Here is a 22,271-nt window from a genome sequence, read left to right on the forward strand (position 1 = left end):
TGCTTTGTCCCAGCAGCTTAGCACACTACCGTTACCAGTAATGCACCTGCTGGTAGCATTATTTCAAGCAGCTGAAATAGTCCGAAGGGCTTATTATTGCCTTAGACAGCTCCTAACACAACTTCTTGTCGCACAAATACAAAATCTACTTTGGGACTTAATATTTCTAATTTAGTCACTCTAAATCAACTCCTTATCAAGCGTAATATCTTATCTATATTATACTATTTTGATAATATAAAGTAACTTTAAAATTTTTAAGCTATATTTCTAATTAATATATAATTGACTTTTATATTGGATTAAATTAGCATATTGTAATAAGCGTAATTGTTTTAAAAAATACCATACTATTAATATAAGCAATTATATCGATTATAAATAAAAATGGGAGGATTTTATGTTTTCAAATGTTTTAGTTAAAAGATTTGTCAAAAATTATGACAATGTATCTGACATAAAAGTTAGAGGTGCTTATGCTAATCTTGCTGGAATCATTGGAATAGTTACCAACTTAATTTTATTTATAATAAAGTTATCTGTTGGTTTATTTTCTAACTCTGTTTCAATTTTAGCAGATGCATTTAATAATTTATCTGATGCTGCATCTTCAATTATAACTATAATTGGTTTTAAGATGGCAAACAAACCTGCTGATGCAGAACACCCCTTTGGACATGGCCGCATTGAGTATATAACTGCAATGATTGTTTCTTTCATGGTTATGCTTGTTGGTCTTCAATTTGTTAAAACATCTTTTCAAAAGATTATTAATCCAACCCTAGTAACTTTTGAATTATGGCCATTTATCTTATTACTTATTTCCATTGGCTTTAAATTTTGGTTATCTAAATTTAATAAGTCTATTGGAAATAAAATTAATTCATCTACTTTAAAGGCAACAGCAACTGATGCCATGGGTGATGTTTTTACTTCAACTACTGTTGTTATTTCTTTCTTAATATCTAAATTTACAACCTTTCCTATTGATGGTTATATTGGTATTGTTGTAGCTTTAGCTATTGTTTATTCTGGTTTTTCTCTTATTAAAGAAACCTTGAGTCCATTACTTGGGGAACCACCTGATCCTGTTTTAGTTAGTGATATTACTGATATGGTTATGTCTTATGATAATATAACTGGAATCCACGATTTAATTGTTCATAATTATGGTCCTGGTAGAATTATGGCTTCTATTCATGCTGAAATTCCTAGTAATATAGATATTATGGAGATACATCATATTATTGATACTGCTGAAAGAGAAATTTCTAAAAAGTTAAATATATATTTAGTTATTCATATGGATCCTATTTGTGTTGATACTGCTGAAATAATCGAAGCTAGAAACATGTTGAAAGATGTTCTTAGTAAATATGAAGAAGTTAAGTCCTTTCATGATTTTAGAGTGGTTGGGGAAAATAATAATAAAAACTTAATTTTTGATATAGAAGTTTGTCCTAGCTGTTTAGCTAATGAAATTGCTTCAGCTAATTTATTGGATAATATAGAAAAAGATATTAAGGAAAAAGCTCCTGAATATAGATGTGTTATTACTGTTGACCTAGCTATTTAAACAAAACAATAAACGACGAGACTTAAATTTAAGCTTCGTCGTTTTTTATACTTAATACGCTACTCATTCTTAACAATGTTATAATATATTGCCTCTTCTTTTAATTCATAGTATATTCTTTTATCCTGTGGATTTCTATTATCATACCATTCAATTAAATCATTAATTGCCTCATAAAACCCACTATTTATAAGATTGCTGAGCTTCTTAATAATTATTAACTCCTCAACAGTAACTATACTACCATTTTGAATCTCCTTTAGTTTATCCTTAAAAAATATATATTTACATTGGTTTATTCCTAAGTTTTTTCCTTCCATTGCAACTTCAAATGCTTCTTTATACTTATCATTTTTGTTTAAATCATTATTATACAAATAAATAGCCAGTTGTCCGTAACACTCTAAATTTCCAAGTTCTATTCCTTCCCTATATAGTTTTATAATTTCATCATTATCAATATCTATTAAGCCTTCTTCACCTAAATATCCATTAATATATTTTGCTGTTCCTAAATCTATCTCTTTTATTTCTTCAAGCAATTCATATCCTTTTTCCTTATTTTCCTCAATGCCTATTCCTTTAAAGCAATAATATACTAATTTTTCTTTTCCTTTTATTGCATCTACGTCAATAAGTTTAAACACATAATAAATAGCTTTTATATCACTTCTTCTACCACCAATTCCTCTCTCATATATCTCTATTAATTTTTCTATTGCTTCAATATCATCTTCTTTTGCTGCTTTTTCATACCATTTAATTGCTAAATCTATATTTCTATTTAAAAAAATACCTATCTTATACCAATCTCCTAGCTTAATCATAGCTTTAATATATTTAGTTTCTGCAGCTAAAGTATAATAGTAATAAGCTTTCTCATAATTTTGCTCTATTCCAATTCCTTTTTCATATATATATCCATACTTAAATATTGATTCTTTTAGTTCATTCTCTACACCAAATTTTATATAAATTACAAGTTCATTTTTATTAATATCCTTGCCTTCCTTTAATTCATTTAGCATTATACAAGCTAAATAATCTGCTGCATAAGGTGAACCTAACTCATATGCTTCTTTTAATAATGCCTTAGCAATATCACTTGTCTTATCACCAAACTTATTTAATCTATAATATGCAACTGCTAAAACATACATAGCATGTGGTTCTTTTTTAGCCGCTGCTATCTCCATATATTCTATTGCTTTTTCTAAATCTTTTTCAACACCTTCACCATTGTAATACATTATCCCTAGCCGTTGAGTACACTTTAAATTTCCCTCTTCATGGCCTTGATTATATATTGAAATGGCCTGATTCATTAATCCTTCATCTTCATATACTTTTCCAACCTTAAAATATATGCTCCTATCTCCAAACTCCAGTGCCCTATTATATAATTCTAATGCAGTATAAACATCCTTTTTTACATTAAGGCCCTTTAAATACATTTCTGCAAGGGATTCTATACAGTTAGTATCTAAAGCTAAATATCCTTTGCTTAAATAATGAAATGCTTTTTTATAATTAACCTCTACGCATATTCCTTCTAAATATGATCTACCAACAACATAATAAGCATCCTCATAATCATTTTCTGCAGCTCTTTCAACCCAATAATAAGCACTTACTAAGTTTTCCTCACAACCCTCTCCATTTTTATACATTAATGATAAGGCATATTGTGATGCTGGTAGATTGTTTTCGGCAGCTTTTTTATGCCATTTAAATGCATTTTCTTCATCTTTATCTACACCTAATCCATTATAATATGCTCGTCCTAATTGATAATATGCACCTACATAATCATTTTCTGCACTCTTTTGAAACCATATAAAGGCTTTATTATAATCCTTAATAACTCCATTACCTTCAGAATATAAAACTCCTAAAGAATATTGAGCAAATGCGTTTCCTTTTATTGCAGCTTTGTAATACCATTGATATGCAATTTCATAGTTTTTCTGTACAGCTATTCCCTTATCGTAAAATAACCCAAGATAAGTTTCTGCATATTCATCTTTATATTTTGCTGCATCTAAGAAATATTTATAAGCCTTTTTAGTATCTTTTTTAACGCCCCTACCAAAATAGTAATTTTCACCCTTTTCAAGTAGTTGTCTTATATTTTCTTCTTTTTCTATCACATCATCACTTTTACTCTCAAAAATCTTAGATATATTTTCCTCTTTACTGCTTTTAGTTATTGATAAATATTTTTTAAATATTTCTTTCTCTGAATCCATTAAGTTATTTAATATTAAGGAATAATTCTCTTCCCCATAGCTAACAACAAACCAAACTAAAACTTCATATAATATTTTCATCTCAGAAAGTTCTTCTTCGACTGTTATAGTAGTATTAGAGTAATTCACTTTAACTTTCTTTGTCCAAAGAAGAATCTTATCTAATATATCAGTAGATATTAGATTTATCTCTTTTAACATTTCTAATCTTTTATGCCATTCAATCTTTTCATCATATAATATACTATTTTTCTTATATATATAATAAATAATATCATCAATTACAGCATTAATATTTTTCTCTATATCATCATGGGTTGTCTTTTTCTTTAACTCTTCTATATCTTCATATATATATCTAAATTCTATCTTTAAAAAATCATAATTGAAGATTCTATTCATATATCCTCCAATAATACTATTACTTCTACTATTAGTTTATTATATTGACAACACCATTATTACGAGAACCCAAATATTGTAATGGCCTCCGGGGTCAATCCATTATTTGGATTGACCCCGGAGGCTGTTACATATTTTTACAATACTTTTGATAAGAAATCTATTGTTCTTGGATTTTTGGGATTTGAGAATATTTCCTCTGGAGTACCCTGTTCTACAATATTCCCATTATCCATGAATATAATTCTATCTCCAACTTCTCTTGCAAATCCCATTTCATGAGTAACAACAACCATTGTCATTCCTTCTTTTGCAAGATCCTTCATAACATTTAAAACTTCTCCAACCATTTCTGGATCTAATGCAGAAGTTGGTTCATCAAATAGCATAACATCTGGCTCCATAGCTAATGCTCTTGCTATTGCTATTCTTTGCTTTTGTCCACCAGAAAGTGATGATGGATATGATTTTGCTTTATTACTTAGACCAACTCTCTCTAGTAACTCCATCGCTTTCTTTTCTGCCTGAGCTTTACTAATACCTTTAACCTTAATAGGAGCTATTGTTAAGTTTTCTAATACAGTCTTATGTGGGAAAAGATTAAACTGTTGGAATACCATTCCCATCTTTTCTCTAATTTTATTTATATCAACTTTTTTATCTGTAATATCATTATCTTCAAATATTATTTTACCTGAAGTTGGCTCCTCTAATAGGTTCAAACATCTTAAAAATGTACTTTTACCTGATCCTGATGGTCCTATTACAACTACCACTTCACCCTTTTTTATATGTTCATCTATTCCTTTTAAAACATCATTTTTTCCAAAACTTTTATGAAGATTATTAACGCGAATCACTTTTTTTCATTCTCCTTTCTATAAGAGATATAATTCTACCTAATGTAAATGTCATAACAAAATAGAATCCTGCTGCTACTATATATGGTTCTAATCCAAGATATGTAGAACCTACAACTACTTTTCCTGCAAACATTAATTCATTAACACCTATAATTGATGCCATTGAAGATTCCTTAATTATTGCAACGAACTCATTTCCTATTGCAGGTAATATATTTTTAACTGCTTGAGGTATTACAATTAATATCATTGCAGTGCTTTTTTTCATTCCTAAACTTCTTGCTGCTTCCATTTGTCCTTTATCAACAGCTTCTATACCAGCTCTTACTATTTCTGATACATATGCCGCTGAATTTAATGCTATTGCTATTATTGCTGATGTAAATGGACTTAAATCTATTCCAAAAAACATCTTTGATCCTGCATACATAATTAATATTTGTAATAGCATTGGTGTTCCTCTAACTACTTCAATATAAACTACTGCTATTACTTTTAAAGGCTTAATCTTCCAAATATGAAAGTTTGAAGTCTTCATAAAAAATAATAAAGAACCAAATATTGCCCCAAAAAATACTGTAATTAACGAAATTAATAATGTATATTTAACACCTTCTAAATAGTAAGTCATATATTGTGGCACAAAACTAAAATCAAAATTCATTTTTTCTCCCTCTCTTTTTGTTTTATATAAAATTTACTATTTAACAGATTCTTTTAGAAATTAAGAATCTTAACTTAAAAAGTAATCACTTATAATTCCTCAATTCCTTAATTACTTACTTAATTCTTAAATTTCTAAAAGTCCCTGCTATAACTAAATTCTACACTTTAAATAATTTACTCAACTATATTAACACTACCTGCTAATTCATTAGCTTTTACTATATACTCGTCCATTTTTCCTGACTCATTTAACTCTTTAATAACTTCATTTACTTTAGCTAATAATTCTGGATTGTTTTTAGCCATACCAACTGCATTTCCACCAGTTTTATCTTCGTATATTGGATTACCTACTGCTAATTCTGGATTAGATTTAACTGCCATTTCTGCTACTGGCTTTTCCATAATTACTGCATCAACTTTTCCTGCTTTTAACTCTAAAATTAAGTTATTAACATTGTTTAATAGTTGTAAGTCAGCATTTGGAACTTCACTTCTTGCAATTTGTTCTTGAGTTGATCCTAATTGAGCTCCAACTTTTGCTCCTTCTAAATCAGCAAAAGTTTTATACTTGTCCACATCTTCTGATCTTACTAATATTCCATGTTGTGAATTATAATAAATTTCTGAGAAATCTACTACTTTAGCTCTCTCTTCTGTAGGATTCATTCCTGATACTACTAAATCTATCTTTCCTGCTGGTAATGCTGCTACTAATGCATCAAAATCCATCTCTTGAATTACTAATTCAACTCCAATAGCATTTGCTATTTCATTAGCTATATCTACATCAAATCCTCCAATAACATCTTTACCATTTTCATCTATGTAATGAAATTCGTAAGGTGCGTAATCTGCACTCATTCCAACAACAACTTTTCCGTTTTCTTGTATTGTTTCTAATAAATCTTTAGTTCCTGTTGCACTTTTATTATTAGATGCTCCACATCCAACAAACCCCATAGTCATAATTCCTAATAATGCACTTGCAACTACTTTTTTTATTAATCCTTTTTTCATATTTAAATCCCCCTTATTACTCTGTATAAAGCATTTTCCTTAACTATGGCATAATTATACACTATAAAATCATATTTATGCAATACTTTTTTATATTTTTTATATTTATGCATAAATATCATATTGTAAATGAATATTTATATCTATAGAGCATCTAAAAATTATTTATTTTATTTTGTCTATTTTTTAGTACATGTTGAATAAAATATTATGAATAACTTATATTTATTTAGGAGTGATTTAATGTCTACATCAAAAGAAAGACACCTATTCCCTGGAGGAAATACTTCAAAGGGATTTTATTCTTTTTACAGGTATGTACTTCCTCAAGATGATGCTAAACGAATCCTTTGTATAAAAGGTGGCCCTGGAACTGGTAAGTCTCAATTAATGAAAAAGGTTGCAGCTCATTTTAATAAAAAAGGATATACAATCGAATATCATCACTGTTCTTCAGATCCAAATTCTTTAGATGGAATTTTAGTAAAGGAGTTAAACATAGCTTTATTAGATGGTACTTCTCCTCATATAGTTGATCCTATTACTCCTGGTGCTGTTGATGAAATACTTAATATGGGTGATGCCCTTGATATTGATATTCTTGCTAAAAACAAAAAAGAAATAATAGCTTTAAACAAAGAAATAGGTAAAAATTTCAAAAGGGCTTATAGATTTTTAGGTTCAGCTAAATGTATTCATGATGATTGGAGTAGCTTAAACTATGATTCCTTAGATTCTAATAAAATTTATAATTTGATTGAGAATTTAAAGAATAATATTTTTAAATCTGATAAGTTTGGATATGGTAATGAACGTCATTTATTTGCAACTGCAATTACTCCTGATGGAATCATTACTTATGCTGATTCTTTAAGCACTGACTTTAAAAAGAAATATGTCTTAACTGGTGGCCCTGGATTTAGTAAAACAGATATTTTGAAATTTATAGGTAGTTGCGGTCAAAAGAAAGGTTATTTTATTGAATATATGCATGATCCTTTTATTCCTGAGCGTATTGAGCATATATTTATTCCTGAGATTTCCACTTGTATTATAACTAATAATGAAATTAACCAAGCTAATTATACTGGAATAGAATATAAGTTGTTTGATTATACTAAATCTAATTTATCTTCATCAAAAAATAATGATATAAAATATAACAGTGATTTATTCTATAATTTAGTTAATAAGAGTATTTCCTTAATTCATAATGCCCATATTTTACATGATGAATTGGAATCATATTATATTAAAGCTATGGATTTCTCTGTAGCTGATAACATATATGAAAAAGTCATTAAAAAATTTGAAAAATATGAATAGTAATAGTCAATTTCTAATATCTAAATATTTAATGTTTTAAATTATATATTGGAATAAAAAATGAGGCCTTAAAAAGCCTCATTTTTTATAAATAATTATTTTTTTGTATTTTTATTTCTTAAAGTTAATACCCCTGCTGTTGAAAGTACTCCACTTATTGCAAGTGCTACTGCTACTGATTCTACACCAGTAACAGGTAATTTCCCTGGTTTATTACTTCCACCATTATTAGGCTTTTCTGGTTTAACATTTTCACTTGGCTTATTTCCTTCATTTGGTTTATTGCCTTCACCTGGTTTACTATCTTCACCTGGTTTATTATCTTCACCCGGTTTATTATCTTCACCTGGAACTACTGGCTTCTTCTCTAAAGAATCTATTGCCTTTGATAAAACAGATACAACTTCATTAACTTCTTCTTGAGTAGCTTCTGTATTTGCCATCATCTTCTTAGCATTTTCTAATGCTTCTTGTAATACATTCCATGACTCTTCTGTATAATCATCAGCTTTAAAAGCTTCAGCTTTATTAATTAAAGCACTTAATTCTTCTTTATTAATTTCAGACTCTTCCTTAGATGTTGAAGTTCCTATTTCATGAATAGTTGGAGCAACCCCATCCCATGCAATTTTTATTTCAAATACATTATTTAAGCTAGATGTATCAAAAGTATTTATAGCTTTTGATAAAGAACCAATTTCACTCCATCCATTTTCATTTCTTACAGAAACAACAGCATCTGAAATAGTTGATGGATTTTGCATTATTGTAACTTTAGTTATATTTGTATCTTCAGAAACTTTATATACAAGGCTTCCTGTTTTAGGTGCATTTACTTGTGGTTTAAATGCTGTAGCTAATTTACCATCTATTAATTTAGTTGGTTCAAACTTAGCTTCTGCAGCTGGTCTAATATCAAATGTAACATCATTATCAGAATATTCTAAAGCTAAATTTGTTACATTAAATTTAACTGTATCTTTTTCTTTATTTATGAAACGAACATATCTTGCTGCAACAGTTTTTGTTGTATCTTCTACAGCTGTCCATTCAACACCATTAATAGAAGTTTCTAATGTTAATTTATTTCTGCTTGTAACATCTGTAGTAATGTTTGTTAATTCTCTAATCTTATCTAATTTAATACCTACATATTGACCTTCAGCTAATGTAATATCATTTAATCCTGCAAGTGTTGCATTAGTTGGATAAATATCAACTTTATTTTCTGCTAATCCTTCAACATTTGTATAAACATTTCTTATTATGTGTTCTGCATCATCTTTATTTATTGAGAATTCACGAACTGATATCCAGTTACTTAAAATTTCACCAGTTGGAATAGCTCTTACATATTTAGCTGTTACATTTAAGTTATCTATAACTATTTTTTGAAGATTTGGCCCATATGCTTCACCATTTAAATCAGTCCAATTTTCACCATCCATAGAGTATTGGAATTTAACATAGTTAAATCCATCTCCAGCCCCTGGCTCACCATGTTCAAATATTATATTATTAATTTCTGTTGGTTTATTTAATTCTACTGCAACATAGTCTCCTTCTTTAGCAGCTCCACGTACCCACATACAAGATAATCTAGCATTATCTCCATCTACTATATTTTGAATATGTCCCCAATATAATTTTTCTCCCATATTTGTGTAAGGTAAAAGTGTTAATATATCTGTATCTGGATTTATTATTTGATTAACTTTTTCACTGATTATTCTTGATAAATCTTTTGCAAATGGTATTAATTCTTTTGTACCTGGTTCTGGTCTAGTTTGTCCATCATTTATAGCTGGTACTCTATGAGATCTTGAAGCAGTATATTCATCTTCACCTTGAACATAATACTTCATTGCTTCATCATAGTTACCTTTTTCTAAAGCAACTGCTGAATTTACATATGCAATTGTTGATTCTGCTAAGTCTCTTAATGAATCAACCCAACCTTTTATTTCATTCTTTAATAATTCATTTTTAGATTTTTTTGCAAAATTATTTGTAGCATCTAAAATTTCTTGATATTCATCTAAAACAACCTTACTATGTTCTAAAATAGATTCTCCAGCAAATAATTTTTTTCTGAACTCTTCAAGTATAGGGCTTATTTCTTTAGATTCTTCTAAAGCTAAACCATGCCAGTTTGGAGATGGATCACTCATATGCTTAGCAAATGTATATAACTCATCAGCTGCATCTTCATCTATATACTTGAAAGAATCTTTCCAACTCTTATCCATGTCAAAATCTGCTCTATTCCAACCATAGTCAGCTATTGCAAATAAAGCTACTTTTGAAGCTTGTGCTTCTTGCATTGGATTAGTTACTATACCTTTAAAATTATTAACTTCTGGATCTAGCATTTCACCTTTACCCATTAATAATCTTTTTGAGTTAATATCATTAACTGGCCAGTTTAACCACATAAATGCTTGACGTCCAACAGCTTCTTCAAAGAATTCAAAAGTATCTTGAGTTACATACCCAAGAATTGAGTCACCTGTCCACATTATATCAACAGTTTCTGGCATTGTACCTATAGTTTTTAAGTAAGCATTGTTAACATCTCCACCAGCAGACTCTTTTGTGTATACTTTAGGAACGAATATTAAATTCTTTACATCCTTTTTAGATAATCTCCACGCTTCTAAGTCCTTCATAAGTTTTACTTGATTTTTTTCATCACCTTCAGCATCATCTGCAAGTACACCAAATTGACGTACTCCTATGCTATATAACTGTTCAAATTTAGCAATAATTTTTTCTAATTCAGCTTTGTAATTTTCTTCTGTTGAGAAGTCCATTCCATCCTTCAAAAATGGATGAATTGTCCATATAAATTCATTTTTTGTTGCAATCCCAACATCAACCAGCCCTTTTATTTCAGCCAATTTTTCATCTGGATATAACTCTCTCCACTTAAGACTATGATATTGATCATCCTTTGGTGCAAAAATATAAGCATTCATCTTAAAGTCTCCACCAAATTCCATTAAGCTCTTTCTATTTTCATTGCTCCATGGAATACCATAATATCCTTCAACAAATCCTCTCCATTGTCCATCTGAAAAATCTTTTATTAATAAATTTCTAATTTCAGATCCATCTAATTGCTTAAATATTAGCTTTAATGTTGTAATTCCATAAAATGCAGCATCTGTGTCTTTTCCTAAAACAGCTACTACATTATCCTTTACTGATACTATATGAGAATCAAAATTATCAAAATGAGAATTATCATTTAAATTATTTTCTGTAAAATAATTATCAACAATTCCATTTGAATTATGTAATCCAACTAAAAAGTTTGTTTTATCACTTTTTAATTCTGTACTAATATCGTATGAAATATCTTTAATAGCTAATACTTCTATTAGTCTATTTTTTGTAGCTTCATCAATTCCATCTTCAAAAACAACATTTACATCGTTACCTAAATTTAATGTCCCATCATTGTATTCTATACTTTGAGGTATTGGATAAATTTCATATCCTGCATCTTCTTTTTCCACGGCTTGTACATCTTGTAAAAATACATTTGGTAGTAATGCAACTAACATAACTAGTGTCATTACTCTAGCCACAAGTTTCCTTAAATTTTGAGCTTTTAATTTCATTCTCAAAATTCCCCCTTTGTTATATATATTAATCTATTGTATAAGCTACAACCCATTGTTTTGTAGGCTTTTACAAACTTATTTTTTAACGTTTTCACCATCAATAAATGAAATATAAATGTAATTTATGTATATCCCCTTAATTTAAAAAATAAAATAAAAAAAAGCTGAAAAGGATAAAACAATCCTTTTCAGCTAATGCTCAACATGTATTGATCGCACGCTAAATTTTAATTCCATATCATATTAATATCATATTACTACATAAATTATAACATTTCAACCACTTATATTAAATTTTATCTTTTTTAGACATATGGTTAATTATTCTCTACCAAATTTTACATACACCTCCGGGGTCAATCCAATATTTGGATTGACCCCGGAGGAAGAACCTTTTATTTACATTTACTTTCTTAAGCTTTCATTTCTAACTATTACATCATAACCTGTATAAGCCATTGCTAAAGCGGCTATTAATAATCTATCATGTGCCTTACTTGTTATTGTAGCATTGGCCATTTCAACACTATGCCCCACCATTGGACAATCTGTTATTCCTATATACGGATGTATAGTTGGCGCAACATGACTTACATTTCCTATATCACTAGATCCCCCAGTTGCCTTAGCTTCTTTTATATCTGTAATGCCTAATTCTCTTAAATTATTATTAAACATTTCTGATAATGTTTCATTTGTTTTTAAATCATCATAAGGTAATTCATATCTTTCCATTTCAAGTGTTGCTCCAGTCATTAAAGCTGCACCTTCTGCAATCTTTTTAACCTTTTCTACAACTTCAGTTACTCTCGCCTTAGTAGAAGCTCTAAAGTAAAAATCTGCAATTGCTTCATCAGGAACTATGTTAGCTGCAACTCCACCCTTAGTTATTATTCCATGCATTCTTACATCTGGTGTTACATGTTGACGAAATGCATCTATTCCATTAAATAATTGAATAACACTATTTAAAGCATTTATTCCCTTCTCTGGGCATGATGCTGCATGTGCTGTTTTTCCTTTATATATAAATCTTATTGGATATAATGCACTACTTGAGCCACTTGCTCTAGTTTCACCATCTGGATGAACTATCATAGCTGCGTCTAACTCATCAAATACACCAGCTTCTGCTAATATAACCTTTCCTCCATTAGTTTCTTCTGCTGGAGTTCCGTATACTATAACTTTTCCCCCAACTTCATGCAATACCTTACTTAAAACAACTCCTGCACCAGCAGACATAGGCCCTATCATATTATGTCCACATCCATGACCTATTTTAGGTAGGGCGTCATATTCACATAAGTAACCTATAGTCATTCCAGGTTTTCCACTATCAAAAGTTGCTTTAAAAGCAGTATCCATACCTGCTATTGAAGTCTCTACTTTAAAATCATGCTCTTTTAAGAATGTAGTTAATGCTTTAACAGCTTTATATTCTTCATTTCCTAACTCTGGATTATTGTATATGTAATCACTTATATCCGCTAACCTTTCTTTAATTAATTGACCTTCGTTATATATTTTAGTCTTCACTTTTTATTCCTCCCATACTATCTAAATTTACGCTTATACAAAAATACACTCTCTATCTATTATATAAAAATATTGTTACTAAAAATATTCTATAATAGATATTGAGCATATTTTAAACTATATTTTTATTTAAACTTAAATCTTAATCCTATGACCAACCCATCATCATAGCACAAGTTATGAATATAATACCTAATGCAAATAATATAATTTGTAATGGCATTATCCATTTGAACCATTTTGAATACGGTATTCCGGCCATTCCTAAACACGCCATTAATACTCCTGATGTTGGGAAAATAGCATTTGAGAAACCATCACCTAATTGGAATATTAATACTGTTGTTTGTCTTGATATTTCAAGTAAATCCCCTAAAGGTGCTAATATTGGCATTGTTAATGCCGCTTGTCCTGAACCTGAAATAACAAAGAAATTTATAAACATTTGAACTGGTAGCATAACACATGCAGCTAATAATGATGGTAATTTGCCTATGAATGATGATAATCCATATAATATTGTATCTATTATTTGAGCATTTTCAGCTATTATTACTATAGCTCTTGCAAATCCAATTACCATTGCTGCTCCAATCATATCTTTAGCTCCAGCTATAAATGATTCTGCCATTTCATCAGCCTTTAATCCACCAACTATTCCTGCAAATACTCCTGTTATTAAAAATACTGCTGCTATTTCTGGAATCCAGAAACCTTGCTTTAATACTCCCCATATAATAACTGCTAAACAAACACCAATTGAAGCAATAATTATTTTATGTGCAAATGTAAATTCAATTTCTTCACTTTGAGTTTCTTTTAACTTTTCACGCTTTTCTTGATCTAACTTGTACATTGGACTAAACTCAGGATTCTTCTTGACTTTTCTTGCATAAATCATTAAGAATACAATTCCTATAGCTGTTGTTATAACCCATGTAATAGTACGATATACTATACCTGAGAATAGTGGAATTTCAGCTATTGATTGTGCAATTCCTACTGTAAATGGATTAAGCATAGCTGTTGCAAATCCTACAATGCATCCTAAATAACTTATACCAACAGCTAATATACTATCAAATCCAAGTGCTAGCATTAATGGAACTAATATTGTTATAAATGGTATTGCTTCTTCTGTCATACCAAAAGTTGCTCCACCAAGAGAGAATAATGTAAATATAATAGGAATTATTAATATCTCATTTCCTTTAAAAATACTAACAACTTTAGCAATAGCTGAATCTATAGCCTTTGTTCTAGTTATTAAACTAAATGCTCCTCCAACTATGAATAAGAATGCTATAATTTCTGCTGATTGCTCAAGCCCTTGTACTGGTGCCTGCATTACTTTAAACAATCCTTGTGATTCATTCTCAACAAATGTAAATGATCCATTTAAAACTACTGTCCTACTTTGTCCATTTACTTCTTTTACTATTCTTTCATATGCTCCACCTGGAACTATATATGTTGCTATTGCCATTAAAATTATTATTGAAAAAATAATAACTAATGTATGTGGAACCTTTATCCCACCACTAAACTTCTTAAAGAAGCCTTTTCTTTCGTTACTCGCTACACTTTGCATAAGTTCTTTATCCTCCTAGATTCAATACCTTGACATGATAGTGTGAAAGAGATACTACTTTAAATCTATTTTATTAAAGTAATTCTACTTAACTAGCTCTCTTATATCTTTAAATAAAAAAAGCCTTGAGCTTATCACCCAAGACTATAGATTCAATAAAATACTAAAGAATTCAATTAAAGTATTTATTATAAAAAATATAACCATTGTGATAGCTCTTCACAAAACTTTGTGACAGTGTTATATATATTTTACATAACCCCAACATTATAGCCTTAAAGCATCAACTATACGTTTCGGCGAAACTTCCTTTCCGTTTATATCATCGCGCTTACCTCAATAAACATACTCTTAAATATCGCAACCTCTATCTACTTCATATCTACTTGTCAAATTAATACCTTTTTAATATACATTATTTATATGACTAAGTAAAGATATTTTACGCTTTTTTTGTATATTTATTTAATATTTTATAATAAATATTACTATTTATGAATTAAATTCTTCCTTTGAATACATATTTTACTTAATATCTCTTTTATTTTTATTAGATTAATAAAATCAAATCCATTATTTTATTGTTATCCAGATATTTCTACATTTATTTGAAATTTATTATCTTTAATCTATGAAGAGCTCTAGTTGCCATGATATATTTAACTAAATCATCAGTATTGTCATCAAAATTAACTATTATAACTCCATCAAATTCTAATCCTTTTGCATAATATGATGGAACTATAACCTTACCACCTCTATAAATAACATCTTCCCTATCAAAAGCTAATATCTTAGTAAACTTCTTAAGCTCTGGTGATATCTTTTTAAGATCATTTTTATCCTTAGTTATAATTGCAATATTATCATAATTTTCATCATCATACTCTTCTAATGTTTCTAATATAGTATCTATTAAATCATCTTCATCCTTAACTTCAACTTCTTCAACATCATATTTACCTTTTCTAACGAATGGTACTATTGCATTTTCATCTAACACCTTACTTGCATACTCCATAATTTGGAATGTAGATCTATAACTCTTATTTAAAGCATAGTTCTTAACAAAACCACCAAATAGTGACTTTAATTTAAGCATAGCAGGCTCTTCTTCTACTTTTATTAATCTTTGATTTGCATCTCCAACTATAGTGTAACTTCTACATCCTGTTAATTCTTTTAATACAATGAATTGTAACATACTATAATCTTGAGCTTCATCAATTACTATATGCTTAATATCTTGCTTAGTTTTCTTACCATCAAGTTTAATCATTAAATAAAGAATTGCTGGTAAATCTAAGTATGATAATTCATCAGTATTAGTAAATTCTTTATAAATATCTACTATACTTTCATTATCTATCCAAGCTTCTAAATTTTCTTTTTGCTTCATAAGTTCTCTAACTATTTCTCTAACTCTTATTCTTCTTTGGAATTCTATATTATTTTGTTCAATTACTAATTCATCCTCTGAAAGACTAGCTAGTTTATCATTAACTTCAGTATTTAAACTTCTCACTAACTCATCTCTTTTATCTTTAAGCTTTGATGTAATAACTCTCTTTATCTTTTGACTTCTTCTAAATAAAGGCATATATTTATAGTGTTTTTCAAATAATCCATTAATTTCTTCTAATCCTACAACCTCTTCATCAAAGAAGTTAACTGGCTTAAAGTTAAAGTAATTCTCTTCTAAATCTTCGCACTTTTTATCTAAGATAGATATAAACTCTTCACCAGCTTTATATTTAATTTCCTTTATAACTTCTTCATTACCTTTTAAAACTTCTTCTAAATAAGCTGTAAAGTCAACTACTGGCTCATTTAAGCCAATTTCCTTTATTGCAAAATGAGCAAAAGTTTGTTGGTTAACATTACTTTCCCCTAATGTAGGAAGTACATCCCCAATATAATCGATAAATATATCATTAGGCCCTAGTATCAATACTTTATCTCCTAATTGTTCTCTAAAATTATATAAAAGATATGCAACCCTATGAAGAGCTATTGTTGTCTTTCCTGAACCTGCTACTCCATTTACTACTACAACTTTCATTCTTTCTTCTCTTATGATTTCATCCTGCTCTTTTTGAATAGTCATAACTATATCCTTAAGCTTTTCTCCTGCATTTGATGATAAAATCATTTGAAGAATATCATCTTTAACATCAACATCTGAATCAAAGAACCCTTCTAACTTCCCTTTTTTAACCATTATTTGTCTTCTTGCTAATATATCTACTGGAATATCTCCATCTGGTGACTTATAGCTAGTTTCTCCTAATGTCCCTTTGTAGAATAATGATGCAACTGGCGCTCTCCAATCTACTATAGCAGCATCAAAACTTCCTTCTGGAGTTAATCCATATCTACCAACATAAATTTGCTCTGCATATCCATCATCTTCAAAATTAACTTTTCCAAAATAAGGTGATTCCTTTAGCTTTGTAAATTCAGCTAATTTTCTATCTATGGTTCTATACATTTCCTCTTTTACATATCTTTCATGGTCAAAGTATTCCATTACTTTATCTTCATCATCTCTATATTCTTCAATGAATTTTTTTCTATATTCTAATATGTAATCTGCAACATCTTTTCTTTTTTGTATGTAATTTAATATCTCTTTGCTTAATAGATCCAAAGTTAAATCTAGATTTTGTTCTTCTTGTAAAAATTCAAATTTATTCAAACTGCCACACCCTTCATTTAAATTAAAATTAACTACTAATTTAAAATTACTAATCTATATATAAGCCATTTAAGGAGTTAAGCTATTAAATTTTCTAGCTTAACCCCTTACTTTTATAATTTCCTATTTATCTTTTGATTCATTATCATTATTAGATACTTCTTTATCTATATCCAATATTATCCCTACATCTGCAGATGATTCTTGTATAATATTTTCCTCTTCCTTTTCAACAGCCTCAATTACTTCTTGTGCAACTTTTTTGTCTAGTAAGTCTTCATTTACTTCTACTGCTATTTCATTAGAATCTTTTTTATTATTTTCAAGCTCTTTGCTTTTCTTTTCTTCTTCTCTTTTTGCCTTTAGCTCTGGATATTTTTCATATACAAATCTAAAGAATTCATCTCCAAAGATAGTTTCTTTTTCTAATAGATATTTAGATATTTTATCTAATAAGTCTCTATTTTCTCTTAATATCTCTCTTGCCTTTTGATGACATTCTCTTATAATTGCTAAAACTTCTTTATCTACTAAAGTTGAAGTTTCTTCACTACAATTTCTAACAGCTCTACCATCTAAGTATCTGTTTTGAACTGATTCTAAAGCCATCATATCAAAATTATCAGTCATCCCATAAATAGTAACCATATTTCTTGCTGTTTGTGTTGCTCTTTCTATATCATTAGAAGCCCCTGTAGATACTAAGTTGAATACTTCCTCTTCTGCAGCTCTACCACCAAGCATAACCATGATTTGATTCATTAATTCTTCCTTAGAAACAAGATATTTTTCTTCTTCTGGCAGTTGCATTGTATATCCTAATGCTCCCATTGTTCTTGGAACTATAGTTATTTTATGAACTGGATCAGTCCCTTCTAACAATCCAGCTACTAACGCATGCCCAACTTCATGGAATGCAACAACTTCCCTTTCTCTCTTAGAAAGTATTCTGTCTTTCTTTTCTTTACCAGCGATTATTACTTCAACTGCTTCTTCTAAATCTTCTTGAATAACTAATTCTCTTCCACTTCTAACTGCTCTTAATGCTGCTTCATTTACTATATTAGCAAGATCAGCACCTACTGCACCTGGAGTTCCTTTTGCAATTGATTCTAAGTTAACTTCTGGTGACATCTTAACATCTTTAGAGTGAACATTTAATATTGCAATTCTTCCCTTTAAGTCTGGTCTATCAACAATAACTCTTCTGTCAAATCTACCTGGTCTTAAAAGTGCTTTATCTAATATTTCTGGTCTATTTGTAGCACCTAAAATAACTATTCCTTTAGATGTATCAAATCCATCCATTTCAGTAAGTAATTGATTTAAAGTTTGCTCTCTTTCATCATTACTTTGCATTTGACTATCTCTACTCTTACCTATAGAATCAATCTCATCTATAAATATGATACATGGTGCCATCTTTTCTGCTTCTTTAAATAAATCTCTTACCTTAGCTGCCCCCATACCAACAAACATTTCAACGAAAGTTGAACCTGAAACTGAAAGGAATGGTACCTTTGCTTCACCTGCAACAGCTTTTGCTATAAGAGTTTTACCTGTTCCTGGAGGCCCTACTAAAAGTGCTCCTTTAGGTAATTTAGCCCCTATTTCTGTATATCTCTTAGGGTTATGTAAAAAGTCTATTATTTCTGTTAATGATTCCTTAGCCTCATCCTGTCCTGCAACATCTTCAAAGCTTACCTTAATATCTTTTTCAACATATACTTTGGCATTACTTTTTCCCATGCCCATTCCCATTGGGCCACCGCCCATTTTTTTAGCCATCTTTCCAAATACAAATTTAATTATGAAGAACATTAATACTAATGGCAATACATTAAGTATTATAAAATCCATAAATACAGATTGTTGCTTTGTTATTTGAGGATAATATTTAACATTATTGTCTAATAACAGTTTTATTAAATCTGGATTATTTGCATTACCAGTATAAAGAACTTTTCCTTTCATATCACTTGTATCTTGTGGTGTAATTACAAGTGCTGTTCCATCAACAGTAACCTTTTTAACTTCATTATTTTCAACCATTTCAACAAATTCATTATAAGAAATTTCTTTTGTGGTTAACATTTCCTTTGCTGTTGAAAATGAATATAAAAATAAGAATGCTATAACTGCATAAATAATTAAAAACTTTTTATTATTATTATTCTTTTTTGCTCCATTTTTTCTATTATTTACATTATTATTCATACTTTTAAAATCTCCTACTAAACTCTAAAGCGTTTTATAAAACATTTACTCTATTTTCCCAAAATCTTTCCATGGATATACCTTTATTTGAGCTTTACCTTTTATTTCACTTCCATCAATATATGTATCCTCCCAATACCTAGAATCTAGAGACCAGTATCTATTGTCCCCTAAAAAGAAATACTTACCTTCTGGTACTGTAAACTCTCCACTATAATTATCAGATGTTCCTATGTAATTTTCTTCTAAGGTTTCACCATTTACAGTTACTATTCCATCATTAATTACAACTTCATCACCAGGCAAACCAATTAATCTTTTAATCATATCTTCATTCTTTTCTTCCGAATAAAAAACTACTATGTCTCCTCTTTTTAAGTTTTCTGGATTATAAACCCTAGTAACAAATAATCTATCCCCTACATTTAATGTTGGTACCATAGATTCTGATGGAATTTTAACCTTAAATATTAAAAATTTATTTATTAAGGCGGCTAATATTACCGCTATTACTATCGGCACAATCCAGTCACTAAAGAAGTTTGATTTATTTTCTTTTTTCCTCACTCTTCCCACATACCTTTCATTAGATTATTAATTTTATTTTTTTTATCCTTTGTAGATTTTTCATCTACATAAAATGAATTATTACACATTACCACTACGTCGCCATCCTTAGGTTGCTTATTAAACAAATTTATATCTATTAAGATTATATCCTTTTTCTCATCTTCTAAAACAACAGATTTATTTTCTATTCTATCTACTATAAATTTTTTATCCTTCATAACGATTAGCAATAATTGCCTAATCCACCTCTCAGTATTTAGATTAATTAAACATAAAATTTTAAAACTTTACTCAAAAGTTTTTATTAATAGAAACTCATTTTTTATTATAACTTTAATAACTGATTATAAGTATATCATAATTAATTAATAACTAATAGTGTTACTCTTCATTATATATCATTATTATGTCAATTTTGTTACAAAAAAAGCTACATCAAACTATTTTGATATAGCCCTTAATATTAAGTTTATCATATAAATATAAACTGAATCTAAACTTCTAAAGATAAAAGTTCTTCATAGCTTTGTCTCTTTGATACAACTCTAGCTAACCCATCTTTTACAAACACAACTGCTGCTTTTGGATTTTTATTATAATTGCTAGACATTGAGAACCCATATGCACCTGTTGAAAATACTGCTAGTATATCTCCTATATCAGGCTTTTGAATATAAATATCATTAACAAAAACATCTCCTGATTCACAGCATTTTCCTGCTATTGCAACTCTATCATTACATTTATCATTAATTTTGTTTGCTATAGCCATTTCATACTTAGCCCCATATAATGCCGGTCTTATATTATCTGTCATTCCTCCATCTACTGAAACATAAGTCCTAACCCCTTCAATTTCTTTAATTGCTCCAATTGTATAAAGAGTAGTTCCTGCATTTCCAACTATTGATCTACCTGGCTCTATAGTTAAAATAGGTCTTTCTATATTTAACTTTTCACATACATCATCTACCTTGTTTAATATAGAAGTACAATAATCAATTGTTTCTTTTGGTTTATCTTCATCAGTATAATGTATACCAAATCCCCCACCTAAATCTAATTCAGGTATTGTATATCCTGTTTCTTCTTTAATATCCTTTATAAATCCAAGCATAATCTCAACTGCATCTTCATAAGGCTGTATTTCAAAAATTTGTGAACCTATATGACAATGTAATCCTCTTAAATTTATATTTTCACAATCTAATGCCAATTTTACAGCATCCATTATTGTCTCTCCAACTGATGCAAATCCAAATTTAGAATCTATTTGCCCTGTTTTTATATAATCATGAGTGTGTGCTTCTATTCCTGGTGTTAATCTTAAATATATATTTTGCTTCTTATTATATTTCTTAGCTATCTCATTTAGTCTTTTCATTTCATCTAAATTATCAACTACAAATACTCCTACACCTAGCTTAACTCCTAATTCAACTTCATTTACACTCTTATTATTACCGTGGAAATATACTTTATCTAAAGGAAATTCTGCTTTATAAGCTGTGTATAACTCCCCTCCTGATACCACATCTAAATAAAGTCCCTGTTCATATATAAGCCTACACATTGCTTTTGTTAAAAATGCCTTACCTGCATAAGCTACTCTATTATTATTTTCTAAACATTTAAAATCTCTATAATACTTTTTACATGTGTCTATTAAAAGACTTTCATCCATTACATATAGTGGTGAACCAAATCTACTAACTAACTCTGTTGAACTAATTCCACCTATAAATAGCTCATTTTCTTTAATTTCCATTGCCCCAAATAATTTCATTGATATTGCCTCCACTTAATTATAAATTATTAACATAAAAAAACTACCTCTATAAAAACCTATAGTGGTAGTTTTGCTTATTAAAATGCAATTTTTATCTAAAATAAACTCAATTATTTAAGTTAAATAATTGAATAAT

The 22,271-nt window shown here is 29.0% G+C and carries 14 protein-coding genes and 1 riboswitch; of the genes, 2 read left to right on the plus strand and 12 right to left on the minus strand.

The window, feature by feature from the left end:
- Window positions 1-400 precede the first annotated feature (400 nt).
- A complete protein-coding gene (locus Q0Y03_RS05260; protein WP_297712796.1) occupies window positions 401-1,576 on the plus strand; it encodes a cation diffusion facilitator family transporter in 1,176 nt (391 codons plus the stop codon).
- Between the two features lie 59 nt (window positions 1,577-1,635).
- Here the strand turns inward: Q0Y03_RS05260 and Q0Y03_RS05265 are convergent, their stop codons facing one another.
- The 4 genes from Q0Y03_RS05265 to Q0Y03_RS05280 all read right to left on the minus strand — a co-directional run bounded on the left by Q0Y03_RS05265 (window position 1,636) and on the right by Q0Y03_RS05280 (window position 6,776).
- Window positions 1,636-4,227, minus strand: a complete 2,592-nt coding sequence (locus tag Q0Y03_RS05265) for a tetratricopeptide repeat protein (protein ID WP_297712797.1) — start codon at window positions 4,225-4,227, stop codon at window positions 1,636-1,638.
- Window positions 4,228-4,364: 137 nt separating this feature from the next.
- Window positions 4,365-5,087, minus strand: coding sequence for an amino acid ABC transporter ATP-binding protein (locus Q0Y03_RS05270; RefSeq protein ID WP_297712798.1), 723 nt, complete (start codon window positions 5,085-5,087; stop codon window positions 4,365-4,367).
- On the minus strand, window positions 5,074-5,754 hold the full coding sequence (locus tag Q0Y03_RS05275; RefSeq protein ID WP_297712799.1) for an amino acid ABC transporter permease: 681 nt from the start codon (window positions 5,752-5,754) through the stop codon (window positions 5,074-5,076). Before Q0Y03_RS05275 ends, Q0Y03_RS05270 begins: the two co-directional genes overlap by 14 nt.
- A 176-nt stretch (window positions 5,755-5,930) precedes the next feature.
- Window positions 5,931-6,776: a transporter substrate-binding domain-containing protein gene (locus Q0Y03_RS05280; RefSeq protein ID WP_297712800.1), complete on the minus strand. Its 846-nt coding sequence runs from the start codon at window positions 6,774-6,776 to the stop codon at window positions 5,931-5,933.
- A gap of 243 nt (window positions 6,777-7,019) precedes the next feature.
- Between Q0Y03_RS05280 and Q0Y03_RS05285 the strand changes: the two genes are divergently transcribed.
- A complete protein-coding gene (locus Q0Y03_RS05285) occupies window positions 7,020-8,102 on the plus strand; it encodes a PRK06851 family protein (RefSeq protein ID WP_297712801.1) in 1,083 nt (360 codons plus the stop codon).
- A 95-nt stretch (window positions 8,103-8,197) separates the two neighbouring features.
- Here the strand turns inward: Q0Y03_RS05285 and Q0Y03_RS05290 are convergent, their stop codons facing one another.
- The 8 genes from Q0Y03_RS05290 to lysA form a co-directional block, all read right to left on the minus strand.
- Window positions 8,198-11,728: a beta-N-acetylglucosaminidase domain-containing protein gene (locus Q0Y03_RS05290; RefSeq protein WP_297712802.1), complete on the minus strand. Its 3,531-nt coding sequence runs from the start codon at window positions 11,726-11,728 to the stop codon at window positions 8,198-8,200.
- 408 nt (window positions 11,729-12,136) lie between these two features.
- Window positions 12,137-13,270, minus strand: coding sequence for a M20 family metallopeptidase (locus Q0Y03_RS05295; protein ID WP_297712803.1), 1,134 nt, complete (start codon window positions 13,268-13,270; stop codon window positions 12,137-12,139).
- 148 nt (window positions 13,271-13,418) lie between these two features.
- Window positions 13,419-14,861: a YfcC family protein gene (locus tag Q0Y03_RS05300; RefSeq protein WP_297712804.1), complete on the minus strand. Its 1,443-nt coding sequence runs from the start codon at window positions 14,859-14,861 to the stop codon at window positions 13,419-13,421.
- A 204-nt stretch (window positions 14,862-15,065) separates the two neighbouring features.
- A riboswitch (Lysine riboswitch) is annotated at window positions 15,066-15,239 on the minus strand.
- Window positions 15,240-15,465: 226 nt separating this feature from the next.
- A complete protein-coding gene (locus tag Q0Y03_RS05305) occupies window positions 15,466-17,559 on the minus strand; it encodes a UvrD-helicase domain-containing protein (RefSeq protein ID WP_297712805.1) in 2,094 nt (697 codons plus the stop codon).
- A gap of 123 nt (window positions 17,560-17,682) precedes the next feature.
- Window positions 17,683-19,776 (minus strand): ATP-dependent zinc metalloprotease FtsH, encoded by a 2,094-nt coding sequence (gene ftsH, locus Q0Y03_RS05310; RefSeq protein WP_297712807.1) that lies wholly within the window; start codon window positions 19,774-19,776, stop codon window positions 17,683-17,685.
- A gap of 45 nt (window positions 19,777-19,821) precedes the next feature.
- A complete protein-coding gene (lepB, locus tag Q0Y03_RS05315) occupies window positions 19,822-20,343 on the minus strand; it encodes a signal peptidase I (protein ID WP_297712808.1) in 522 nt (173 codons plus the stop codon).
- Entirely contained in the window at window positions 20,340-20,576 is a 237-nt protein-coding gene (locus Q0Y03_RS05320; protein ID WP_297712809.1) for a DUF3006 domain-containing protein, read from the minus strand. The genes lepB and Q0Y03_RS05320 overlap by 4 nt, the downstream gene beginning before the upstream one ends.
- Window positions 20,577-20,839: 263 nt before the next feature.
- Complete coding sequence (gene lysA / locus Q0Y03_RS05325; RefSeq protein ID WP_297712810.1) at window positions 20,840-22,132, minus strand: diaminopimelate decarboxylase; 1,293 nt, start codon at window positions 22,130-22,132, stop codon at window positions 20,840-20,842.
- Window positions 22,133-22,271: the final 139 nt, after the last annotated feature.

Origin of the sequence: Clostridium sp., assembly GCF_026168755.1 — a bacterium.
Classification (GTDB): domain Bacteria; phylum Bacillota; class Clostridia; order Clostridiales; family Clostridiaceae; genus Clostridium.

Coding starts and splice junctions, on each gene's coding strand:
- Q0Y03_RS05260 (WP_297712796.1), top strand. CDS start 401: ATGTTTTCAAATGTTTTAGTTAAAAGATTTGTCAAAAATTATGACAAT.
- Q0Y03_RS05265 (WP_297712797.1), bottom strand. CDS start 4,227: ATGAATAGAATCTTCAATTATGATTTTTTAAAGATAGAATTTAGATAT.
- Q0Y03_RS05275 (WP_297712799.1), bottom strand. CDS start 5,754: ATGAATTTTGATTTTAGTTTTGTGCCACAATATATGACTTACTATTTA.
- Q0Y03_RS05280 (WP_297712800.1), bottom strand. CDS start 6,776: ATGAAAAAAGGATTAATAAAAAAAGTAGTTGCAAGTGCATTATTAGGA.
- Q0Y03_RS05285 (WP_297712801.1), top strand. CDS start 7,020: ATGTCTACATCAAAAGAAAGACACCTATTCCCTGGAGGAAATACTTCA.
- Q0Y03_RS05290 (WP_297712802.1), bottom strand. CDS start 11,728: ATGAAATTAAAAGCTCAAAATTTAAGGAAACTTGTGGCTAGAGTAATG.
- Q0Y03_RS05300 (WP_297712804.1), bottom strand. CDS start 14,861: ATGCAAAGTGTAGCGAGTAACGAAAGAAAAGGCTTCTTTAAGAAGTTT.
- ftsH (WP_297712807.1), bottom strand. CDS start 19,776: ATGAATAATAATGTAAATAATAGAAAAAATGGAGCAAAAAAGAATAAT.
- lysA (WP_297712810.1), bottom strand. CDS start 22,132: ATGAAATTATTTGGGGCAATGGAAATTAAAGAAAATGAGCTATTTATA.